The following is a 20,313-nucleotide window of genomic DNA, read 5'->3' as shown; positions in this document are numbered from 1 at the left end:
CGCTGCTGGAGAAGCGCCATCAGCCCACGATAGCTTCCCGAACCGCGCTGAGCTGTCGCCGCGAAACCGCCAGCACTTCGTCAATGCCGTTGAGCCGCACCGCCCAGCCCTCTCCCTCCTCAGGGTCAAAATGCTTTTCGAGCGCACGTATGGCGCACCGCGCAATCAGTGCATTGCGGTGTATGCGCATGAACTGCGCGGCATGGCGCTCTTCCATCTCGCTCAGTGAGCCGTCCAGAATGTAGCTTCGGCTGGCGGTGCGCACGGTGATGTATTTGAGCTCGGCTTTGAAGTAAAGCACTTCGGCCAGCGGCACACGCTCCGTCCTGCCCCGGTCCTGGATGATCAGCATTTCATCAGGTAAATCAGGCCGTAGCGCCCGTTGTGATTGCGCCAGGCGCTCCACTTTTTGTAGCGCCTGCTGCAAGCGCTCCAGCCGCACTGGCTTGGTCAGGTAGTCCATGGCTTCGACCTCGAAGGCCTGCACAGCATGTTCGGAATGCGCCGTGACAAACACCACGGCGGGCGGCTGGGGCAAGGCGGCGATGGTTTGAGCCAGCGCGATGCCGTCAAGCCCCGGCATGCGGATGTCCAGCAACACCACATCAAAGGTGTCTCTCCTCAGGGCCGTCATGGCCTGCACGGCATCGGCCGCTTCCGCGGCCACCAGCGCAGCCGGCGCCACGCAATCGCCCAGCAGGGTACGCAGGCGCGCGCGGGCCAGTGCTTCGTCGTCAACCACCAGTACTTTGAGTGTCATCCTGGAAACCACAGTTGACCGCTTGGGCCACTAAAGAAGTCCGCAATAATGCTCACTTTTTTCATCCTGAAACATCTCACCGCTTGGCTGAGAGCGCGTCCAACTGTCGTTTCCAGGATCATGCAGGAATCTCCAGCCTGACCTGAAATACGCCGTCCTTGAACACGGTCTTAAACTGTGCCTGCACATCATGCAGCAAGAGCAGGCGCTCGCGCACATTGGCCAGTGCCAGCCCGTGGCCACGCGTTCCCACGCCGGCGGGTGTTGAATTGGTCACTTTGATCACCACCGTGCTGCCGCGCCTGAGGGTGGAGATTCTGATTTGCGCGCCGCTGGCACTGGGCTCCACGCCGTGCATGACCGCGTTTTCCACCAGCGGCTGCAGCAGCAAGGGCGGCAGTTTGGCCTGATCAGCACGGGCGTCCAGGCTCCACTGCACCTGCAGGCGCTCGCCAAAGCGGATCTGCTCAATCGCCATATAGCGCTGGGCCAGCGCGATTTCCTGCCCCAGCGTGACCGACTCGGCCGGGTCGGCCAGCGCATGACGAAACAGCTCGCTCAGGTCTTCCAGTACGGCTTCGGCCTTGGCGGGCTCGGCGCGCACCAGCGCAATGGCGCTGTTGAGCGTGTTGAACAGAAAGTGCGGACGGATGCGCGACTGCAACTCGGCCAGCCGCGCCGCCGTGGCCGCCGGTGTGCGCGCCTTGGCGCGCCAGAAAAGACCTGCCAGCACCATGGCCGAGAGCAAAGCGCCTGCCGCCGCGCTGGCCCACCAGGGCGCCGGCTGCAGCAGCCCCATCAAGGCCAGCAGGCCGCAGCCATACAACCCCGCGGCCGCACCCAGCACCATGCCGGCCAGCCACTGACGCGAAGGCTCCAGCCGGTTCAGGCGGGTCTTCAGTGCGCAAACGGCGATCAGCCAGGCCAGCGTGGCGGGCAGCACGCCGCCGGTCAGCAGAGAAAACCGCAGCAGCCAATCGACCGCCTGACTGGCCCCAAACATGGCGCCCACCCCCACCACCGCCTCCACAAACAGCACCGCGCGCAACACTACCCCGACGTGGCAGGCGTCAAACATGCTGGCGCGTGGCGGCGGGCATGGCACCGCCGCGTCGTCGTCCAGGATAGAACCTCCCTGCAGCGTGGATTCTTCTACGTTCTGTGGACAGTGCGACGGCTTCATCGATTCTGTGGAAGTTGTTGAGCTTATTTCAATCTCCAGGGCAGGTGCGGCGCGCAGATAAAATCACAAGGACGAGTATTGCACTGTCGTGGCCTTTCAACCATGGGTTGAACCACCAGGTAAGCCGAGCCCGACCGCACAGTTGTCCAGAATAGCGCACTTGGCCCCCTAGCCTCCACCCTGCACGGCCCCGACCCGTGACCGCCCGAAAGAAAGCCCGACGTGAATCAATTCGACAAAAAGTCCCAAGCCTGGTCTGCCCTATTCTCCGAGCCCATGAGCGATCTGGTCAAGCGCTACACGGCCAGCGTGTTTTTTGACAAGCGCCTCTGGCAGGCCGACATCACCGGCTCGCTGGCCCATGCCGACATGCTGGCCGCGCAACAGGTCATCGCGCCCGCCGACCATGCGGCCATCCAGAAAGGCATGGCGCAGATCACCGCGGAAATCGAGTCGGGCGCGTTTGAATGGAAGCTGGACCTGGAAGACGTGCACCTCAACATCGAAGCGCGCCTGACGCAAATCGTGGGCGATGCCGGCAAACGCCTGCACACCGGCCGCAGCCGCAACGACCAGGTCGCCACCGACGTGCGCCTGTGGCTGCGCGGCGAGATTGACCTGATCAGCGGCCTTCTCACTGACTTTCAAAAAGCACTGGTCAACATTGCCGAAAAAAATGCAGAGGTGATTCTGCCCGGCTTCACACATTTGCAGGTCGCGCAGCCAGTGAGCTTTGGCCACCACATGCTGGCCTATGTGGAAATGTTCAGCCGCGATGCCGAGCGCATGCTGGACGTGCGAAAGCGCGTCAACCGTCTGCCCCTGGGCGCCGCCGCGCTGGCCGGCACCAGCTACCCGCTGGACCGTGAGCGCGTCGCCCGCACCTTGGGCATGGTCGATGACCAAGGCCAGCCTCAAGTCTGCCAGAACAGCCTGGACGCCGTGAGCGACCGCGACTTTGCGATTGAATTCGCCGCCGCCGCCTCGCTGGCCATGGTCCACATCAGCCGCTTGAGCGAAGAGCTGGTGCTGTGGATGAGCCAGAGCTTTGGTTTCATCGACATTGCCGACCGCTTTTGCACCGGCTCATCGATCATGCCGCAGAAGAAAAACCCCGACGTGCCCGAACTCGCGCGCGGCAAGACCGGCCGCGTGGTCGGCCACCTGATGGGCCTGATCACCCTGATGAAAGGCCAGCCGCTGGCCTACAACAAGGACAACCAGGAAGACAAGGAGCCGCTGTTTGACACGGTAGACACGCTCAAGGACACGCTGCGCATCTTTGCCGAAATGGTGGGCGGCATCACCGTCAAACCCGAGACCATGGAACGCGCCGCCCTGCGCGGCTACGCCACCGCCACCGACCTGGCCGACTACCTGGTCAAGAAGGGGTTGCCCTTCCGCGACGCCCATGAGACCGTGGCCCACGCGGTGAAAGCAGCCATCTCGCATCAAGTCGATCTGTCGGAATTGCCATTGCAGGTGTTGCAGCAGTTCAACCCGAACATTGAGAAAGACGTGTACGAGGTGCTGTCCTTGCGCGGCTCGCTCAATGCCCGCGACATTCTGGGTGGCACCGCGCCGAATCAGGTGCGGGCGCAGATTAAGCGGCATCGGGCTCGGCTGGGGTAAGGGGCTTGATTTATTCCCTTGTGGCTGGCTTGAATTGCTATTAATTCAGCAGCTGGTTGCGCATGTGCTACGGGACTAGAAGCGGGAATTTCTCATAAACTACCGCATGAAATGAGGGTCTGAAATGAGGGTCAGATTCCAATTTGACTCATCTGGTTTGCCAGCGGGTATTTTGCGGCGACGTCGTAAACCGAAGTGAACACTTCAGCCACTGATTTAACCTCAGGCAACACATAGACCACGCCATGGCGGGCGTTGAACGCCGGACTCACCACGTTTTCAAAAAATTCAACCGGCACGTTGATACAGCCATAGGAAATGCGGTGGTCCTCCACAGAGGGCGAAGCGAGACGCTCGAGGCGACGCTCTTGGGGCACCAGGGTGCGCACGCGATGCATCGAGACCGCCGCATCGTAGTCCACCCACACCACATCTTCACCCGATGCGTTGCGGCCTAGCTCCGCCATGAAACGGCCCGCCGGTGTGGTTCGTTCGTGAGGCTGAACTTTGGCTATGGGCCGGCCGCCGATGCCGGCAACTGAATCATCACCTTTGGCCGAACCGATCAGCACCGGCGTCGCACCGCGCAATTTGCCTCCCGGATCAAATACGAACACCTTGGCGTTTTTCTTGTCGAGGATCACAAAAAAGAGTTGATGGTTATCGCCTGAGTCAACCACCCAGTTCGCCACCTGTTGGGCTTCGACGGAAGCACTTTCGTCACCGAAGTCCGCGAAGCGTGGCGGCGCCTGAATCGCCACCAACGCGCCTGGCAATAGGCTGGATACGGAAGCGGTACGAAATGGCGGCAAGGTCAGCGCCAGGATCGCAAGACCCACCAAAATGCCATGCTTGAGTCCGTCAACCCCATCCGAACATCCGCGTGTCCCCGAATGGCCGCCTTGGGGAGCCGGATTCTGTGAAATATGGCGATGCATAGTAGTTAAGCAAAAAGCACGCCTCTTCAACCACTGCCCGAAACACCCCGGGCCGCATGCGCGAAACGCACGATGCCCGCCCGGGTTGCCTCACGCCAGCGTGCATGAATGCCTTGACTTAATTGCGGTCAGCCTGAGCCGGGCGCTCGGTCGCCGTAACCGCAGTGTCAGTAGTGCTGGTCGAAGGCGTTTGCACGCCGGTGTCGGGGCTGGCCGTGCCCTGATTCTGCAAGGTCTGGCCGGAGCTGTAGCTCGGCGCCGTGGTGTCGGCAGTCTGGGCGTAAGCCAGGCTGATGACACCCACCACAGCGGCCGCCGCTAGTATCGAGGTCAGAGATTTGGATGCTTTCATAGCGTTGCTCCTAAGTTCATGCCCATGACAGGCAATCGGGTGACAAAATCGGCTGACCGGATTGCCAGCCGAAGATAAATTTTCCTCTAACGGCCATGCCTGCGTGTCAGCCCGACACGAAGGGTGATGTAGGACAAGCACGGTCACTAAATGCAAAACTTCAGAGCTCCCCGCATAAACTCATTTCAACATGCAAGCAGCGCGCAACTGTTGCGTAGCTGGATGATCCAACGCCTGATTTGCTGCCCGCGCCGTCCGTTCTCAGTGTTTAAGGCTGGTCTAAGCTCCAGATCGCATACTGTGCGGCTTCAAGGACACCTCAATGCGTTTACTGCTGATTGAAGACGACGCGATGATCGGCGAGATGGTGCTGCAACTGCTGCGCGACCAGCACTACGCCGCGGACTGGGTCCGGGACGGCCACATGGCCGACGAAGCCCTGCGCAGCGAGCAATACGACCTGGTTTTGCTGGACCTCGGCCTGCCGCGGCGGGACGGGCTGGAGGTGCTGCGGGCGCTTCGTGCCCGGCGCAATACCGTGCCGGTGCTGGTCGCTACGGCGCGGGATGCGGTGGGTGACCGGATTGCCGGCCTTGATGCTGGTGCCGACGACTATGTGGTCAAACCTTACGACACCGACGAACTGCTGGCCCGCATACGTGCCTTGATACGCCGCAGCGCGGGACGGGGCGAGCCGGTGTTCGAGCACAAGGGGATCAGCCTGAACCCGGCCACCCGCGAAGCCACGGTCCATGGCCAAGCCGTGTCGCTGTCGGCGCGCGAATGGGCGGTGCTTGAACCCCTGCTGGCCCGACCCGGCGTGGTGCTGTCGCGCAGCCAACTCGAAGAGAAACTCTTTAGCTGGAAGGACGACATCAGCAGCAACGCGGTGGAAGTTTATATTCACGGTGTGCGAAAAAAACTCGGTGCCGACCTGATACAGACCGTGCGCGGCCTCGGTTACCTGATCTCCAAACAATGAACAAAGTGAAGGAAGTGAACAGCCCGAGCGCCGCCGGACCGCCCCAAGGCGCGAACGCCCCCTCGGGAGGCAGCGTAGTACGCGAGGCGACAAGCGTGGGGGCTACACATTCCTTGCGCGGGCGGCTGCTCTGGTTTGTACTGGTGGCTATTTTGCTGGTCGCTGTGTTGCAAGCCGTGACCGCCTACCGGGGTGCCCTGCAACAGGCCGATGCCCTGTTCGACGATCATCTGCAGCAGATGGCCCGCTCGATGCGCAGTGGCATTCCGCTGGGGTCACCCTTGGCAGAGAGCGACGATGCGGACGGCTTTGACCTTTACGTGCAGATATGGGGGCCTGATGGCACCCAGCTGTTCCGTTCAACGCGCTCTGCACTGCCGCCGCGGGCGGTCCTGGGCTTTTCCGACGTGGAGGCCAATGGCAACCGCTACCGGGTTTATTCGCTGCAAACCGCATCGCAAACCGTTCAGATCGCGCAGGACCTGAGCGCCCGCACCGCGCGCGCCAGGTCGCTTGCCCTGCGGGCGGTGCTGCCTTTTGCCCTGCTCACGCCCTTGCTGATGCTGGCAGTCTGGTGGGTGATCACCCGATCCCTGGCGCCGATAGAACGCGCGCGCCGCGAGGTCGCCCGCCGCGCCGCTGACGATTTTTCACCCCTGAGCGATGACGGACTGCCCGACGAAGTCCGTCCGCTGGTCGACGAGCTCAATTTGCTGTTCGGCAGGGTGCGCAGCGCCTTCGATGCCCAGAAGAACTTCGTGGCCGATGCCGCCCATGAGCTGCGCTCCCCGCTGACAGCACTGAAGCTTCAGGCGCAGTCCCTGCGCCGCTCTGATGAGGACCCGGCTGCGCGTGAAGCCGGCATCGCACGCCTGAACCAGGGCATAGACCGGGCCATCCGGCTGGTGGAACAGCTCCTTCTGCTGGCCCGCGAGGAGGCCGGCAGGGGCCAAGCGCCAGCCGCTGACGAGCGGGTCAATCTGCGGGAGGTGGTGAAGCTCGCGGTTGCGGACCTTTTGCCGCAAGCGCGACTCAAGCACATTGATCTGGGTCTGGCAGAGAACCACCCCCTGCAAGCCGATGTTCAGGTGAATGGCCAGGGCGAGGCCTTGCGCATTTTGCTGCGCAACTTGCTGGACAACGCGGTCAAATACACGCCCGCATCCGGCCAGGTGGATGTATCCCTTCACCTGCAAGAGGGGCAGCCGGTACTCACGATTGAAGACAGCGGACCAGGCATCGCGCCAGGCGACCGCCCGCGCGTTTTTGACCGCTTCTTTCGCGCCAGTGAGGTACCGTCCGAAACCGGCAGCGGCCTGGGCCTGGCCATCGTCAAAGTCATCGCCGAGCGGCATGGCGCGACGCTTGCGCTGGGCCAGTCAAGCCGCTTGGGCGGATTGAAAGTCGATGTGCGTTTTCCTGCTGCCCTGCCCGCGCCCGTCCTATTTTCTGGCAGCGCCAGCGCCTGAGGCTTTTTCCGCGAGTTTAAGTTTCACCTAAGGCGGGATCCCCATAGTTGACTGTACCGGCACCGGTGTGTGCCACCAACTCAAGGAATCCAGCCATGAAATCCACAGCATTTAAAAGTACCCGACTGGTCATTGCGCTGTTGACCGCCGGTGCCATTGGCGGCGCTGGAGTGGGTGCGTTCAACGCGATGCATGTCAGTGCCGCCGCTGCGCAGACGCCAGCCGTGGTAGCCGCCAGCATGGCCCCCACGCCCATGGCGCTGCCAGACTTCACCCAGATCACCGAACGCTACGGCCCGGCCGTGGTCAACATCAGCGTGACCAGTACCACCAAGGTATCCGATGAATCACAGATGGCGCAGGGTGGCGGTGATTCGTTGTCCAACGATCCTTTCTTTGAATTTTTCCGCCGCTTCCAGCAGGGCCAACAGGGCAATGGCATGGGCGGGCAGCAGGAAGTTCCCACGCAGGTACAGGGCTCAGGCTTTATCGTCAGCAGCGACGGCATCATCCTGACCAATGCCCACGTGGTGCGCGATGCCAAGGAAGTTACCGTCAAATTAACCGACCGGCGTGAATTCCGCGCGAAGGTGCTCGGCGCCGACGCCAAAACCGACATTGCGGTACTCAAGATCAACGCCAAAAACCTGCCGGTGGTCGCCTTGGGAAAAACCAGTGACCTCAAGGTCGGCGAGTGGGTGCTGGCGATCGGCTCCCCTTTTGGTTTTGAGAATACCGTCACCGCTGGCGTCGTCAGCGCCAAGGGCCGATCATTGCCCGATGACAGCGCCGTGCCTTTCATCCAGACCGACGTGGCCGTCAACCCCGGCAACTCCGGCGGGCCGCTCTTCAACACGCGTGGCGAGGTGGTGGGCATCAACTCGCAGATCTACAGTCGCAGCGGTGGCTACCAGGGACTGTCGTTTGCCATCCCGATCGACGTGGCGACCAGGATCAAGAACCAGATTGTGGCCACCGGCAAGGTCGAGCATGCGCGCCTGGGTGTGGCTGTGCAGGAAGTCAACCAGGCCTTTGCAGACTCTTTCAAACTGGACAAGCCGGAAGGCGCACTGGTGTCCACAGTGGAAAAAGACAGCCCGGCCGCCAAGGCGGGCTTGCAGTCGGGCGACGTGATCCGCAAAGTCAATGGGCAGCCCATCGTGTCTTCGGGCGACTTACCGGCCCTGATTGGCCTGGCGGCCCCTGGCGACACCGTCAAGCTGGATATCTGGCGCCAGGGCGCGTCGAAAGAACTCACGGCACGCCTTGCCAACGCCGATGACAAATCGGCCCAGGTGGCCAGCAATAATGACGCGTCCAAGCACGGCAGGCTCGGCCTGGCACTGCGTCCGCTGCAACCCGATGAAAAGCAGCAGGTCGGCGTTGACGGCGGTCTGCTGGTGCAGCAGGCCAGCGGCCCGGCGGCCATGGCGGGCGTGCAATCGGGCGACGTGCTGATATCGGTCAACGGCATTTCGGTGAAAAATATCGAACAGGTCCGGGCGGTGGTGGCCAAATCGGACAAGTCCGTGGCGCTGCTGATCCAGCGTGGGGATGCCAAGATTTTTGTGCCGGTGAATCTCGGCTGAGTCGCCCGATCAGGCACTGATCTCTAAAAGGCGGGCTGCGGCCCGTCTTTTCACGCGCCTCTTCACTTCCCGCAGCGCTTGCCTCGACCGTGCATGCGCCTTTGGTATGAACCTAGAAACGGCAGTTGACCGCTTGATTACTTTGGTAAATCCGCATGAAATCCAGCTTTCTTGCCTTCGATCACGTTCACCTTTTGGGTGAGAGCGCTACGCAGCCACCGGCGCAGCTCGGTTTTCAGCACCTTGCCGTAGTTGTTCTTGGGCAGCGCATCAATAATTTCATAGCGTTTGGGCCGCTTGAAGCGCGCGATCTGCGCCAGGCACAAAGCATCGAGTGCCCGCGCGTCCAGCACGGCGCCAGCGCGGGGAACCACGAACGCGACCACGGTCTCGCCCCATTCGGCATCATGTTCACCCACCACCGCAGCTTCTGCCACGTCGGGATGCAGCAGCAGCGCCTCCTCGACCTCACGCGGGTAGATGTTGGAGCCGCCGCTGATGATGAGGTCTTTGCTGCGGTCTTTCAGGGTGAGGAAACCATTGGCGTCGAGTGAGCCCATATCCCCTGTCAGCAACCACCCCTCACGAAGGGCCGCCGCCGTCGCCCCGGGGTTGCGCCAGTAGCCGGCCATGACGCTGTCGCCGCGAATCAGCACCTCACCCACGTCCCCCAGAGCCAGGTCGCGGCCCTCGGCATCGGTCACGCGGATTTGCACGGGTGTTTGCGCCACGCCCACCGAAGCGATGCGCGCCGCATACTGCGGGTGCTGGGTATCCATGAGGTGAGGGCGCGACAAGACGGTCCCCACCATGGGGCTTTCACCCTGGCCGTAAATCTGCACGAAGCGTGCGCCCATGACCCGCATGGCGCGCTGGATATCGGCGGCATACATCGGCGCGCCGCCATAGACAATGGTTTTGAATGCCGCGGCACAGGACGCAGGCGTTTCCCCGTTGGCTTCGGCGTGGTCCACCAGCCGCTTGACGATGGTGGGCGCCGCAAATAGCGACAGGGCACCGATGTCGCGGCCCAGTGCGAACAATTCGGCAGGATCAAACCCGCCTGAGGCAGGCACCGCATGACGGGCTCCGGCCATGAGGTGCGGGATGGCGTAGATGCCGGCCCCATGCGACATGGGCGCAGCATAGGCGATGACGTCCTGGCTCGCAATCGGGTCCACATCGTTGAAATAACCCAGCCCCATGGTCATGAGGTTGCGGTGGGTGAGCATCACCCCTTTGGGGCGCCCCGTCGTGCCGCTGGTGTAAAACAGCCAGGCCAGGTCGTCCGGCGCGCGATCAACGATAGGCGCTTCAGTGGCCGTTTCAATGGCCTGGTCAACCCAGTCGCCGTTCTGCAACCAGCCATCGCAAATTGCGCCGCCGGGCCTGCCAGCCCGGCGCGCATCACGAGGTCCGCCTCCGGCCCCCTCATTGCGCTGGACCCCGATATTCCGCCCAGGCTCGAACGCCTGCGCTTCAGCGACCAGGGTCGGGTCGTGCGATGGCTGACGGACGGCGAAGAGCTTGCGCGCGCCCTGCCCTGTTGAAATAAATTACCCGTCACCACGCTTCATTCAAAATTTATTCAATCGACCCGGCGCCCAAACCGCTAGGATTGAGCACCTCAGGAGACAAGACATGACAGTGATCACCAACATCGAAGACCTGCGCGTTCTGGCGCAAAAACGCGTGCCCCGCATGTTTTACGACTATGCCGATTCCGGCTCGTGGACCGAGAGCACCTACCGCGCCAATGAAGCCGATTTCCAGCCCATCAAGCTGCGCCAGCGCGTGGCCGTGAACATGGAAAACCGCAGCACCGCAACGACCATGATCGGGCAGAACGTGGCCATGCCCGTGGCCATTGCCCCCACGGGCCTGACCGGCATGCAGCATGCCGATGGCGAAATCCTGGCGGCGCGGGCCGCCAAAAAATTCGGCATCCCGTTCACTCTGTCCACCATGAGCATCTGCTCCATCGAAGACGTGGCCAAGGGCACGGACGGCCATCCGTTCTGGTTCCAGCTCTACGTGATGAAAGACCGCGACTACATCGAACGCCTGATTGACCGCGCCAAGGCCGCCAACTGCTCGGCCCTGATGATCACGCTGGACCTGCAAATTCTCGGCCAGCGCCACAAGGACCTGAAAAACGGCCTGTCCGCGCCGCCCAAGCCGACCCTGGCCAACCTGATCAACATGGCGACCAAGCCGCGCTGGGGCCTGGGCATGCTGGGAACGCCACGCCGGCAGTTCGGCAACATCGTCGGCCACGTCAAGGGCGTGGACAACATGGGCAGCCTGTCCGAATGGACCGCCAAGCAGTTCGACCCGGCGCTCAACTGGGGCGACGTGGAATGGATCAAGAAGCGCTGGGGCGGCAAAATCATCCTCAAGGGCATCCAGGATGTGGAAGACGCCAGGCTCGCCGTCAACTCCGGCGCCGACGCGCTGATCGTCAGCAACCACGGCGGCCGCCAGCTTGACGGCGCCGAGAGCAGCATTCATGCCCTGCCCGCCATCGTCGATGCCGTGGGCAGGCAGATCGAGGTCCACATGGACGGCGGCATCCGCTCCGGCCAGGACGCTCTCAAGGCAATCGCCCTGGGCGCGAAAGGCACCTACATCGGCCGCGCCTTCCTCTATGGCCTGGGCGCCCTGGGTGAGGCCGGTGTGACCAAGGCGCTGGAGATCATCCGCAATGAACTCGACCTGACCATGGCGTTTTGTGGGCACACCAACATCAATACGGTGGACAAAAGTATTTTGCTGCCGGGGACGTACTAAAAGGCAGCACTGAAAAACCAGTGCTGCTCGGGCGACGGCAATAGCGAACATCGACACCCGCGCCCCAAAGCAGCACCGGCGCAATCAACGCTATGCTTGCCGGGTGAGCGCCTTTTCTCCTTCCTCCTCCGCCAAACTCCGCCGCATTGCCCACCTCGACATGGACGCATTTTTCGCGTCGGTCGAGCTGCTGCGCTATCCGCAGCTCAAGGGCTTGCCGGTGGTGATTGGCGGCGGGCGGCGCAGGGTGGACGAGGAGTTGCTGGCGGCGCAGGGGGAGCGGGCGCTTCGCTTCATCCCCGTGGCGGACTTTCCCTTGCTCAAGGACTATGTGGGGCGCGGCGTGATCACCACGGCGACCTATGCGGCGCGGCAGTTTGGCGTGGGTTCGGCCATGGGCATGATGAAGGCCGCCAAGCTGTGCCCGCAAGCGATTGTGCTGCCGGTGGATTTTGACGAGATACGCAAATACTCGCGGCTGTTCAAAAGCACCATCGCCGAGATTGCGCCGCTGATGCAGGACCGCGGGGTGGACGAGGTCTACATCGACTTCACCGATGTGCCGGGCGGCCAGCGTGAAGGCGGCCGCGTGCTGGCGCGGCTGATCCAGAAAAGCATTTTCGACAAGACCGGCCTGACCTGCTCGGTCGGTGTGGCGCCCAACAAGCTGCTGGCCAAGATGGCCAGCGAGTTCAACAAGCCCAATGGCATTTCGATTGTTCATGAGGGCGACCTGCAAACCAGCATCTGGCCGCTGGCCTGCCGCAAAATCAACGGCATTGGCCCCAAGGCCGATGAGAAGCTCGCCAGGCTGCACATTCACACCATTGGCGAGCTGGCAGCACTTGACCCTGCCGTGTTGATAGCCCATTTTGGCAAAGCCACCGGCGCCTGGATGCATGAGGCCGCCTGGGGCCGCGATGACCGCCCGGTGGTGACCGAAAGCGAACCCGTCAGCATGAGCCGCGAGACCACGTTTGACCGCGACCTGCATGCGGTGCGCGACAAGGCCGAGCTGGGCGCCATTTTTACCCGGCTGTGCGAGCAGGTGGCGGCCGATCTGCAGCGCAAGGGCTATCTGGCCAAAACCATTGGCATCAAGCTGCGCTATGACGATTTCAAGAGCGCGACACGCGACCAGACGCTTGAGCAGTTCACAGCCGACGCCAAAACCATACGGAAAATAGCGGGACTGTGCCTGAAACGGGTGCCGCTGGACAAACGACTGCGCCTGCTGGGGGTTCGCGCGGCCACGCTGGTAAAAGCCGGGGAAGAGTCAATTTACGAACAAAATAGGCATGTATCCCAATCAGGACGGTCACATGCAGCTACTGAAATAATAGCAACTGATCAGCTTTTTTAGCGGGTACGGTAAATGGGCTGCATGCGCAAAAGAAGCCCGTGCAGGTGTTGACAGCACCTTTCTCGAAACTTACAGTAAAGCCTCTGTACGGAGGCTTTATGTCAGACCCTTCCAGACACCACCCTTGGCACCACATCACATTGGCGCAACTGCAGCGCGTCAAAGACTGGCATGTGGCCCAACAAGGGGCGCGCCCTGTGGAATACCAGGTATGGGAGGCCGTGCTGACGCTGTGGGTGATGGGCTGGATCGGCTGGCTGCCCGCCTTTGCATTTGAGGCGCCCTGGGCTTACCCCTTGTGCCTGCTGGGCATTTTCACACCACGGCTGTATGTGGACTGGCGCGCACATGCCCATGGGACGCGGCGTCTCAGGTGTGACTGGCTGGATCTGGTAGCCTGATTTACATTGCAGGCATGAACCCACTCATCTGCCCTCCCCTGACGTGTTTTAGCCTCACCACCACCGAGCACATTGCCCATCTGGTGCTCAATCGACCAAAGGCGATGAACACCATGCACCCGACTTTCTGGCGCGAACTCGATGAGGTGCTGACGCACATCAACAAGGCAGCCGACGCCCGCGTGCTGGTGATCTCCAGCACCGGCAAGCACTTCAGCGCGGGCATGGCGCTGGAAACCTTTGACGGCGACATTGCCGTGGACGACCAGAGCCCCGAAGGCCGAGCGGCGATCTTCGACCTGCTGAACAGCATGCAGGCCACCTTCACCAAACTGGAGACGCTGCGCATCCCGGTGATTGCGGCGATTCAGGGCGGCTGCATTGGCGGCGCGGTGGATATGGTGAGCGCCTGCTGCCTGCGCTACGTCAGCGCCGACGCATTTTTCTGCATCCAGGAAATCAACATCGGCATGGTGGCTGATGTGGGCACCTTGCAGCGCCTGCCCAAGCTGATGCCGCTGGCGATGGTCAAAGAGCTGGCCTACACCGGCCGCAAGCTCAGCGCCGCCAAAGCGCTGGGTTACGGGCTGGTCAACGAGGTGTTCGAGTCGCCCGAGGCGATGCTGGCCGGTGCGCTGCAATGCGCCAAAGAGATTGCAGCCAAACCCCCGGTGGCCATCTGGGGCACCAAGCAGGCGATTCACTACGCGCGTGACCATTCGGTGGACGATGCCCTGCAACAGATGGGCTGGCTGCAGGGTGCGATCTGGAGCAACCAGCATGTGCGCGAGGCCGTGACGGCCATGAAGGAAAAACGTCCGGCACGCTTTGCAGCGCTTGCTCCACTCAAGAGTTTTTATGAATTAGGGCTGTAGCGCTTATTGGACGGTCGCAAACAGCTATTTAATTGATAGTAGGTTAATCTGGCTGGCATGCCGGGTCTCGCCCCGGCGGGCGACTTACTTTTCTTTGCTTCGCCAAAGAAACCTAAGGAAAAGAAAGGCGACCCGCTGTCTGGGTCCGGGTTTTTGGGGTCAGACACCAATTTCGCTGCGGTGCATGGCACCGCACCCTGCGGGCGAGCCGAAGGCTCGGCGAATTTGGGCTCTGACCCCAATAACCCCCCCTGCGCTGCTCGAAGTGACCGGAAATTTTAGAAACTAGTCCGCTTCGCGGCCGTCGGACATCTAAAATTTTGATCCGGCCTCTCCTCCGCTGCTCGGCCCAGCCAGGACGGGGTGGGAGCGGATACCAGGACAAATTCAAAGACAAACAAGCACGCGCCATGGCGCGTGCTTGTGGAATTCGGACTTCGGTATTCGTGACTTCAAAGCCCTTCTGGCTGCGCCGAGGAGCGCAGGGCCAGGCGGATCAGGGCTGGCACTTGTTTGAGGCGAAGCCGAGTTTGTGCCAGACCCCGCCTGGACCGAGCACCGCAGGTTGCCCGTAGCGCAGCGAAGGGACGCAGACAGTAGGGTCGCCTTTTCTTTGCTTACTTTCTTTTGGCGAAGCAAAAGAAAGTGAGTAGCTGCCGGGCTACCCCCGGCCTGCTAGCCACGCTAACCAATTAGCAATTTAGTAGCGACTCGTGCCCAAATCCATTGGGCTACAAATCAACGCGCCAACCAACCTGACGCATTCCAAAAAACCAAAATAACACCTACTGCCGCGCCGTTCGGATATTCGCCGGCAGGCCCTGCGGATGGCTGGTGCGAAACGGGTTGATGTCCAGCCCGCCACGGCGCGTGTAGCGCGCATACACCGACAGCTTGGCAGGCTTGCAGCGCGTCCATAGGTCCATGAAGATGCGCTCCACGCATTGCTCATGAAACTCGTTGTGCTGGCGAAAGCTCACCAGGTACTGCAGCAGCCCAGCCTGCTCGATCTGCGGGCCGCTGTAGCTGATCTGCACGCTGCCCCAGTCGGGCTGGCCGGTGACCGGGCAATTGCTTTTAAGCAGGTTGCTGGTCAGAACTTCTCTCACCGGCTGCTCGCCAAAGGCGGCGGTCAGCAGCTCGGGTGCCGGGGTGTAACGGGTGCATTCCACGTCGAGGCGGTCTAGGTTCAGGCCATCGAGCTCGTGCACAGGCTCTCGGTCAAACATGTCGGGCAGCAGCAGTTTCACGCCGACTTGCGAGGTCTGCGGCACACCGCGCCATGCGGCTTCACTGATGTCGGCCCGAAGCCGCGCCTGCACCTCGGCCGCCTCGGCAAAGCGCGTGTTGTTAAAGCTGTTGAGGTAAAGCTTGAAGGATTTGCTCTCGACGATGTTGGGGGTTTCGCAGGGCACGGTGAAGTGCGCCAACGCCACCTGCGGCTTGCCGCGCGCGTTGAGCCAGCTCAGTTCAAACGCAGTCCACAGGTCGGCGCCTAAAAATGGCGGCGCGCCGGCAATGCCGAGCTCCAGTCGCTTCTCGGCCCGTGGAATCGGGAAGAGCAGCGAAGCGTCGTACTGGTCGGCATAGCTTGACGCCTTGCCGAGTCGGGAGTGTTCAGGGGTGTTCATTTTCAATGTGCCTTATTCAACTCGCATTCACTTCGAATTTGCAGCGTCGAAGTGCGGAATCAGCAATTCCAGCAAACGGTCCACCACGCCGGGGGGTAAATCATGGCCCATGCCTTCAATACCAGCCAGCCTGGCGCCTGGAATGCGGCGCGCGGTGTCTTCGCCGCAAGCAAACGGCACCAGCGGATCGGCCTTGCCATGCACCACCAGCGTGGGCACGGCCACGCCAGCCAGCGCCGCGGCGCGCGTGCTGTCGGCAACAATGGCGACCATCTGGCGAAGAATGCCCTGCGGGTGAAAGCTTCGTTCGGTGGCGGCGGTCACGCGTTCGCGCAGCACCGCGTCGTCCATCGTAAAACCGGGGCTGCCGATCGCCTTGAACAGCCCGACAGAATGCTCGATGGCGGCCTGCGCGCCTTTGCCCGCGGGGCGGCTGAGCAGCACGCGCGTCACTTCTGGCTTGGCCGCGGGCAGGCCGCGCGCACCGCTGGAACTCATGATGCTGGCCAGGCTCAACACGCGTGCCGGGCCCAAGAGAGCCAGGCGCTGCGCAATCATGCCGCCCATGCTCACGCCCACAATGTGCGCTTTGTCAATCTGCAGCGCATCCAGCACACCCAGCGCATCGGCCGCCATGTCGTGCAGGCTGTAAGGCGGTGTGATGCGCCAGCCCAAGCGGTGTTTCAAGACCACCCACTGCAGGCTGGGAACCCTCAGGTGGTCAAAGTGCTGGCTCAGCCCCACATCGCGGTTGTCAAACCGCACGACGCGGTAACCGGCATCGACCAGGGCCTGCACCATGTCAGGCGGCCAGGCAATCAGCTGCATGCCCAGCCCCATGATGAGCAGCACGACGGGCCGGGGCTGGCCCCCTGCATCCAGGCCTGCGCCGCTGTCTTCGACTTCGATGTCAATACCGTTTGCTCTTATTTTCATAGCTGCTTTCGCCCGTAGCACCTGCACTATAGGGCTTTTTGTCTTATAAATTTGGCAAACCTGCGCCGCCGGACTGCACCCACGAAGGTCTCAGCTGCACTGCGTGCGCCGGAACACCAGGCGGTCGGGCTCGGACGCGGCGGCGTTAAAACGATAAGCTTCGGCGTCAAAGTCTTCCAGTTTCTTGACCGTGCCCAGCTTCTTTTCGATGGCGTAGCGCACCATCAGGCCGCGTGCGCGCTTGGCCATGAAGCTGATGATTTTGTACTTGCCGCCCCTGAACTCCTCGAACACGCAGGTCACCACACGGGCTTTCAGCGCCTTGCGGTCCACGGCCTTGAAATACTCTTCGCTGGCCAGATTCACGATGACGGGAGACCTGTCAGCCTCAGCGCGCTCATTGAGGTAGTCGGCAATCTGCGAACCCCAGAACTGGTACAGGTTTTTGCCGTGGTCGGTGGCCAGCGCGGTGCCCATTTCCAGGCGGTAAGGCTGCATCCAGTCGAGCGGGCGCAGCACGCCGTATAGCCCGCTCAGAATGCACACATGGTCTTGCGCCCAGCCAAACTGCGCCTCGCTCAAGGTTTTGGCGTCCAGCCCCCCGTACACATCGCCATTGAAAGCCAGCATGGCCTGCCTGGAGTTTTTGGCGGTGAATTTGGGGGACCAGGCCTGGTAGCGCGCGACATTCAGGCCCGACAGCGCATCCGACAGCTTCATCAGCGTGCTGATTTGTTGTGGCGATTTCGTTTTGAGCAGGCCAATCAGCTGGGCGGACTGGTGCTTGAAAAGCGGCTGGGTGTGCTCAGTAATGTGCGGTGGGGTTTCGTAGTCGAGCGATTTGGCAGGCGAGAGTAGAAATAGCATGGCTTGGAGTGGGGAAGGCGAAGCAAAAGCCTGACTTTACGACAGGCGCGGTCCTAATCAATGCAAATCGCTCGCCAGCGATGCCAGTGTTTCAGCGGGAATCGTCACATGCGGGGGGTAATGGGTGTGGTCGGCTTCGATCAAGATGGCCGAAGACTGCAATACCTTAGCGTGCCTGGCGCGCTGCGTCTGGTTGGCAGATTCAATGCACATAATTGATAAAAGCTATTTACAAGAGCTTGTGAATAACCAATTCTCAATTGTGGAGTGGTCGATCACAGGTCGCCTGCCGGCATCCCTTTCCTGGCAGTAACTTCGAATTACGTTATAGCGAATCGATTACGGATAGGTAAACTTATACTGGTGTCAGATTTTCGGCGGCAGCGCCCTTGGAGATTGCTCATGACTTCGCTCGTCAAAGGCTCGCATACCGGCTTGGCCAGCCTGGCTAATGCTGGCTTGGCGGCAACCGGGTTGCCTCTAGCGGCCCTGCCTTCGCCCAACACGCCGCGGTGGGCCAACCACACTTCATTCCGCGTCGATTCCGTGGCCGACGAATTCCAGATGCGCAAGGAAAGCCAAACGGCGCATGCGCGGCTGGCCGAATGGACGGTGCGCAAGGCACAATGGCGCAAAGACCGCGCCGAAGGCAAGGCACCCGAAGTGCTCAAGCCGCAGCAAAATGACAGGCCCGAGTATGTAAAAAAATCAGCAGACCGATTTTATCTGCTACTATTTTAATAGCTGCTACTTCCCGTCGCTATTTGGCTGTATGCCGATTTGACTCATGAAATCAGACAGGAGACCGCACACCATGCTGGAAACCCCCACTCCTTATTCCGAGGTGAGCTTCACCAAGGACTATGAATTCACGCAAGGCTCGGGCTATGCGCTGCCCGAGTATCCGTTTGCGGTCCCTCCCGAGTTGAGCACGGGCCAGGTGCATCGCTACCCGGTGGTCATCGTCGGCGGCGGCATCACCGGCCTGACGCTTGCCTGCTCGCTTGCACGCCTGGGCGTGAAAGCCGTGCTGCTGGACGAAGACAACACTGTGGGCTTCAATGGCGCCTCCTCCCGGGGCATCTGCTACACGCAGAAGTCGCTGGAGATCTTTCACAAACTCGGCATTTACGAGCGCATCGCGAAAAAGGGTATCCAGTGGAACGTGGGCCGCACCTTCGCGGGCGAGGACGAGGTGTATTCGTTCGACCTGCGCCAGCAAAACAGCTTCAACCTCTCCACCCAGCCACCGTTCATCAACATCCAGCAGTTCTATGTTGAGGGCTATCTGGTCGAGCGCATCTATGAACTCGGCCAGGTGGAACTGCGCTGGAAGTCGCGCGTCAGCGCCTTTGCGCAGAACGCCGACTTCGCCACACTCACGGTGGAGACACCGGCTGGCAGCTACCAGCTCGAAGCCGATCACGTGATTGACGCTAGCGGCTCCCACACCCCCTTCCATCAGTGGGTCGGTGCCACGAAGCAGACCCAGCGCGGCGATGACCGCTGGTGCATTGCCGATGTGCGCTTTTCCAGGCACCCGCCGGTGGAGCGCCACACCTGGATCGAAGCGCCCTTCAACGAGAACCGCGCCGTCTGGCAGCACCTGATGGCCGACGACGTGTGGCGCATCGACTACCAGATGGCCCCGAACGCCGACCTCGACGATGGAAGCAGCTTGACGCAAGTGCGCGAGCGTCTGCAGCGCCAGTTCGGCAAGGATGTGGAGGTCGAGATCATCTGGGTCGGGCCCTACGCCTATCGCAGCCAGTGCCTGGACCAGTTGCGCGTCGGCCGCGTGTTCTTCATGGGCGACACAGCCAAGATCGTGAGCCCCTTCGGCGCGCGCGGCGGCAACACCGGCGTGGCCGATGCCGACAACCTGGCCTGGAAGCTGGCCGCCGTGCTGCGCGAACGCGCCAGCCCGACGCTGCTGGACAGCTACAACGAGGAGCGCCTCGAAGCCGCGCAGCAGAACGTGCGGGTGACCAACCGCACCACGCGCTTTCTGCGCCCGGCTGACGGCATCGAGCGGTGCTTTCGCAACGCCGCCATCAGCCTGGCCAAACAGCACCTGTTCGCCCGGTCGCTGGTCAACACCGGCCGCATGGCCGTGGCCAACACTTACACCCGTTCGCACATTTGTGAAGGCACCACCGGCGGCCAGTCGGTGCAGAACGCTGCCTTCCGCTGGGCCGATGGTTCGCAAGGTACGGTCAACGACCTGCTGCAGTGGGCTGCGGGTGATCTGTTGGTGCTGGTGTTCGGCGAACTGTCGGCCGACGGGGCGCAGCGCCTGAAGCAGCTGGCACGGCATGCACCGGTGCGTAGCGTGCAGGTGCTGGGCCCGGACGACCGAGCGCAGGCACGCGAGCATGTGCGCGACATCAATGCCCGTGGCGTCGGCCATCTTCAGGGAGCCTGCCACGTGTTCGGTCACGCCTGGGCACTGGTGCGGCCGGACAGCTACCTGGCCGCCACCGGCGAGGCCGTGGACAGCCACCTGATCGCCGCCGTGGAAACAACCCTCGGCCTGCACTGACGA

General features: G+C 61.8%; 18 protein-coding genes and 1 pseudogene. 10 read left to right on the top strand and 9 right to left on the bottom strand.

Going from position 1 to position 20,313, the window contains the following annotated elements; translation table 11 throughout:
• Positions 1 to 19: 19 nt before the first annotated feature.
• Positions 20 to 760, bottom strand: coding sequence for a LytR/AlgR family response regulator transcription factor (locus tag B3F77_RS10965; protein ID WP_293604991.1), 741 nt, complete (start codon positions 758 to 760; stop codon positions 20 to 22).
• A gap of 118 nt (positions 761 to 878) precedes the next feature.
• Positions 879 to 1,943 carry a sensor histidine kinase gene (locus tag B3F77_RS10960; RefSeq protein ID WP_293604990.1) on the bottom strand — a complete coding sequence of 355 codons (1,065 nt, stop codon included), beginning with the start codon at positions 1,941 to 1,943 and terminating at the stop codon, positions 879 to 881.
• Positions 1,944 to 2,165: 222 nt separating this feature from the next.
• Here B3F77_RS10960 and argH point away from each other — a divergent pair, with 222 nt between their 5' ends.
• Complete coding sequence (argH, locus tag B3F77_RS10955) at positions 2,166 to 3,575, top strand: argininosuccinate lyase (RefSeq protein ID WP_293604989.1); 1,410 nt, start codon at positions 2,166 to 2,168, stop codon at positions 3,573 to 3,575.
• Between the two features lie 131 nt (positions 3,576 to 3,706).
• On the opposite strand, the gene B3F77_RS10950 is transcribed toward argH, so the two are convergent.
• Complete coding sequence (locus B3F77_RS10950) at positions 3,707 to 4,414, bottom strand: hypothetical protein (RefSeq protein WP_293604988.1); 708 nt, start codon at positions 4,412 to 4,414, stop codon at positions 3,707 to 3,709.
• Positions 4,415 to 4,631: 217 nt separating this feature from the next.
• Positions 4,632 to 4,865, bottom strand: a complete 234-nt coding sequence (locus tag B3F77_RS10945) for a hypothetical protein (protein ID WP_293604987.1) — start codon at positions 4,863 to 4,865, stop codon at positions 4,632 to 4,634.
• Between the two features lie 322 nt (positions 4,866 to 5,187).
• Between B3F77_RS10945 and B3F77_RS10940 the strand changes: the two genes are divergently transcribed.
• The 3 genes from B3F77_RS10940 (at position 5,188) to B3F77_RS10930 (ending at position 8,905) form a co-directional block, all read left to right on the top strand.
• On the top strand, positions 5,188 to 5,847 hold the full coding sequence (locus B3F77_RS10940; RefSeq protein WP_293604986.1) for a response regulator: 660 nt from the start codon (positions 5,188 to 5,190) through the stop codon (positions 5,845 to 5,847).
• Positions 5,844 to 7,316: an ATP-binding protein gene (locus B3F77_RS10935; protein WP_293604985.1), complete on the top strand. Its 1,473-nt coding sequence runs from the start codon at positions 5,844 to 5,846 to the stop codon at positions 7,314 to 7,316. Before B3F77_RS10940 ends, B3F77_RS10935 begins: the two co-directional genes overlap by 4 nt.
• Before the next feature lie 95 nt (positions 7,317 to 7,411).
• Positions 7,412 to 8,905, top strand: coding sequence for a DegQ family serine endoprotease (locus tag B3F77_RS10930; protein ID WP_293604984.1), 1,494 nt, complete (start codon positions 7,412 to 7,414; stop codon positions 8,903 to 8,905).
• 137 nt (positions 8,906 to 9,042) lie between these two features.
• On the opposite strand, the gene B3F77_RS10925 is transcribed toward B3F77_RS10930, so the two are convergent.
• Positions 9,043 to 10,266: an AMP-binding protein gene (locus B3F77_RS10925; RefSeq protein ID WP_293604983.1), complete on the bottom strand. Its 1,224-nt coding sequence runs from the start codon at positions 10,264 to 10,266 to the stop codon at positions 9,043 to 9,045.
• 280 nt (positions 10,267 to 10,546) lie between these two features.
• Here B3F77_RS10925 and B3F77_RS10920 point away from each other — a divergent pair, with 280 nt between their 5' ends.
• From B3F77_RS10920 to B3F77_RS10905, 4 genes are all read left to right on the top strand, one after another.
• Complete coding sequence (locus tag B3F77_RS10920) at positions 10,547 to 11,695, top strand: alpha-hydroxy acid oxidase (RefSeq protein WP_293604982.1); 1,149 nt, start codon at positions 10,547 to 10,549, stop codon at positions 11,693 to 11,695.
• Between the two features lie 160 nt (positions 11,696 to 11,855).
• A complete protein-coding gene (locus B3F77_RS10915) occupies positions 11,856 to 13,058 on the top strand; it encodes a Y-family DNA polymerase (protein ID WP_293604994.1) in 1,203 nt (400 codons plus the stop codon).
• A gap of 98 nt (positions 13,059 to 13,156) precedes the next feature.
• On the top strand, positions 13,157 to 13,459 hold the full coding sequence (locus B3F77_RS10910) for a hypothetical protein (RefSeq protein ID WP_293604981.1): 303 nt from the start codon (positions 13,157 to 13,159) through the stop codon (positions 13,457 to 13,459).
• Between the two features lie 14 nt (positions 13,460 to 13,473).
• A complete protein-coding gene (locus B3F77_RS10905) occupies positions 13,474 to 14,334 on the top strand; it encodes an enoyl-CoA hydratase-related protein (protein WP_293604980.1) in 861 nt (286 codons plus the stop codon).
• Positions 14,335 to 15,119: 785 nt separating this feature from the next.
• On the opposite strand, the gene queF is transcribed toward B3F77_RS10905, so the two are convergent.
• The 4 genes from queF to B3F77_RS10885 all read right to left on the bottom strand — a co-directional run bounded on the left by queF (position 15,120) and on the right by B3F77_RS10885 (position 17,981).
• A complete protein-coding gene (gene queF, locus B3F77_RS10900; RefSeq protein WP_293604979.1) occupies positions 15,120 to 15,965 on the bottom strand; it encodes an NADPH-dependent 7-cyano-7-deazaguanine reductase QueF in 846 nt (281 codons plus the stop codon).
• Between the two features lie 27 nt (positions 15,966 to 15,992).
• Positions 15,993 to 16,901, bottom strand: a complete 909-nt coding sequence (locus tag B3F77_RS10895; protein ID WP_293604978.1) for an alpha/beta fold hydrolase — start codon at positions 16,899 to 16,901, stop codon at positions 15,993 to 15,995.
• A gap of 90 nt (positions 16,902 to 16,991) precedes the next feature.
• Positions 16,992 to 17,768 carry a peroxide stress protein YaaA gene (gene yaaA / locus B3F77_RS10890; RefSeq protein ID WP_293604977.1) on the bottom strand — a complete coding sequence of 259 codons (777 nt, stop codon included), beginning with the start codon at positions 17,766 to 17,768 and terminating at the stop codon, positions 16,992 to 16,994.
• Between the two features lie 57 nt (positions 17,769 to 17,825).
• Positions 17,826 to 17,981: a hypothetical protein gene (locus tag B3F77_RS10885; protein WP_293604976.1), complete on the bottom strand. Its 156-nt coding sequence runs from the start codon at positions 17,979 to 17,981 to the stop codon at positions 17,826 to 17,828.
• A 270-nt stretch (positions 17,982 to 18,251) separates the two neighbouring features.
• Between B3F77_RS10885 and B3F77_RS10880 the strand changes: the two are divergent.
• Both B3F77_RS10880 and B3F77_RS10875 read left to right on the top strand, forming a co-directional pair.
• Positions 18,252 to 18,509 (top strand): annotated as a pseudogene (locus B3F77_RS10880) (VOC family protein); the annotation flags it as partial.
• A gap of 73 nt (positions 18,510 to 18,582) precedes the next feature.
• Positions 18,583 to 20,310: an FAD-dependent oxidoreductase gene (locus B3F77_RS10875; protein WP_293604975.1), complete on the top strand. Its 1,728-nt coding sequence runs from the start codon at positions 18,583 to 18,585 to the stop codon at positions 20,308 to 20,310.
• The last annotated feature ends 3 nt before the right edge of the window (positions 20,311 to 20,313 follow it).

Source organism: Polaromonas sp. UBA4122 (assembly GCA_002381615.1).
Classification (GTDB): Bacteria; Pseudomonadota; Gammaproteobacteria; order Burkholderiales; family Burkholderiaceae_C; genus Polaromonas.
This window is presented reverse-complemented; position numbering and strand designations above follow the sequence as displayed.

Bases quoted from the DNA above. Each gene is read 5' to 3' on its own strand.
- B3F77_RS10960 (WP_293604990.1), bottom strand. From the start codon at position 1,943: ATGAAGCCGTCGCACTGTCCACAGAACGTAGAAGAATCCACGCTGCAG.
- B3F77_RS10875 (WP_293604975.1), top strand. From the start codon at position 18,583: ATGCTGGAAACCCCCACTCCTTATTCCGAGGTGAGCTTCACCAAGGAC.
- B3F77_RS10930 (WP_293604984.1), top strand. From the start codon at position 7,412: ATGAAATCCACAGCATTTAAAAGTACCCGACTGGTCATTGCGCTGTTG.
- B3F77_RS10945 (WP_293604987.1), bottom strand. From the start codon at position 4,865: ATGAAAGCATCCAAATCTCTGACCTCGATACTAGCGGCGGCCGCTGTG.
- B3F77_RS10915 (WP_293604994.1), top strand. From the start codon at position 11,856: ATGGACGCATTTTTCGCGTCGGTCGAGCTGCTGCGCTATCCGCAGCTC.
- B3F77_RS10895 (WP_293604978.1), bottom strand. From the start codon at position 16,901: ATGAAAATAAGAGCAAACGGTATTGACATCGAAGTCGAAGACAGCGGC.
- B3F77_RS10910 (WP_293604981.1), top strand. From the start codon at position 13,157: ATGTCAGACCCTTCCAGACACCACCCTTGGCACCACATCACATTGGCG.
- B3F77_RS10885 (WP_293604976.1), bottom strand. From the start codon at position 17,981: ATGTGCATTGAATCTGCCAACCAGACGCAGCGCGCCAGGCACGCTAAG.
- B3F77_RS10905 (WP_293604980.1), top strand. From the start codon at position 13,474: ATGAACCCACTCATCTGCCCTCCCCTGACGTGTTTTAGCCTCACCACC.
- B3F77_RS10940 (WP_293604986.1), top strand. From the start codon at position 5,188: ATGCGTTTACTGCTGATTGAAGACGACGCGATGATCGGCGAGATGGTG.
- B3F77_RS10965 (WP_293604991.1), bottom strand. From the start codon at position 760: ATGACACTCAAAGTACTGGTGGTTGACGACGAAGCACTGGCCCGCGCG.
- queF (WP_293604979.1), bottom strand. From the start codon at position 15,965: ATGAACACCCCTGAACACTCCCGACTCGGCAAGGCGTCAAGCTATGCC.
- B3F77_RS10920 (WP_293604982.1), top strand. From the start codon at position 10,547: ATGACAGTGATCACCAACATCGAAGACCTGCGCGTTCTGGCGCAAAAA.
- B3F77_RS10935 (WP_293604985.1), top strand. From the start codon at position 5,844: ATGAACAAAGTGAAGGAAGTGAACAGCCCGAGCGCCGCCGGACCGCCC.
- yaaA (WP_293604977.1), bottom strand. From the start codon at position 17,768: ATGCTATTTCTACTCTCGCCTGCCAAATCGCTCGACTACGAAACCCCA.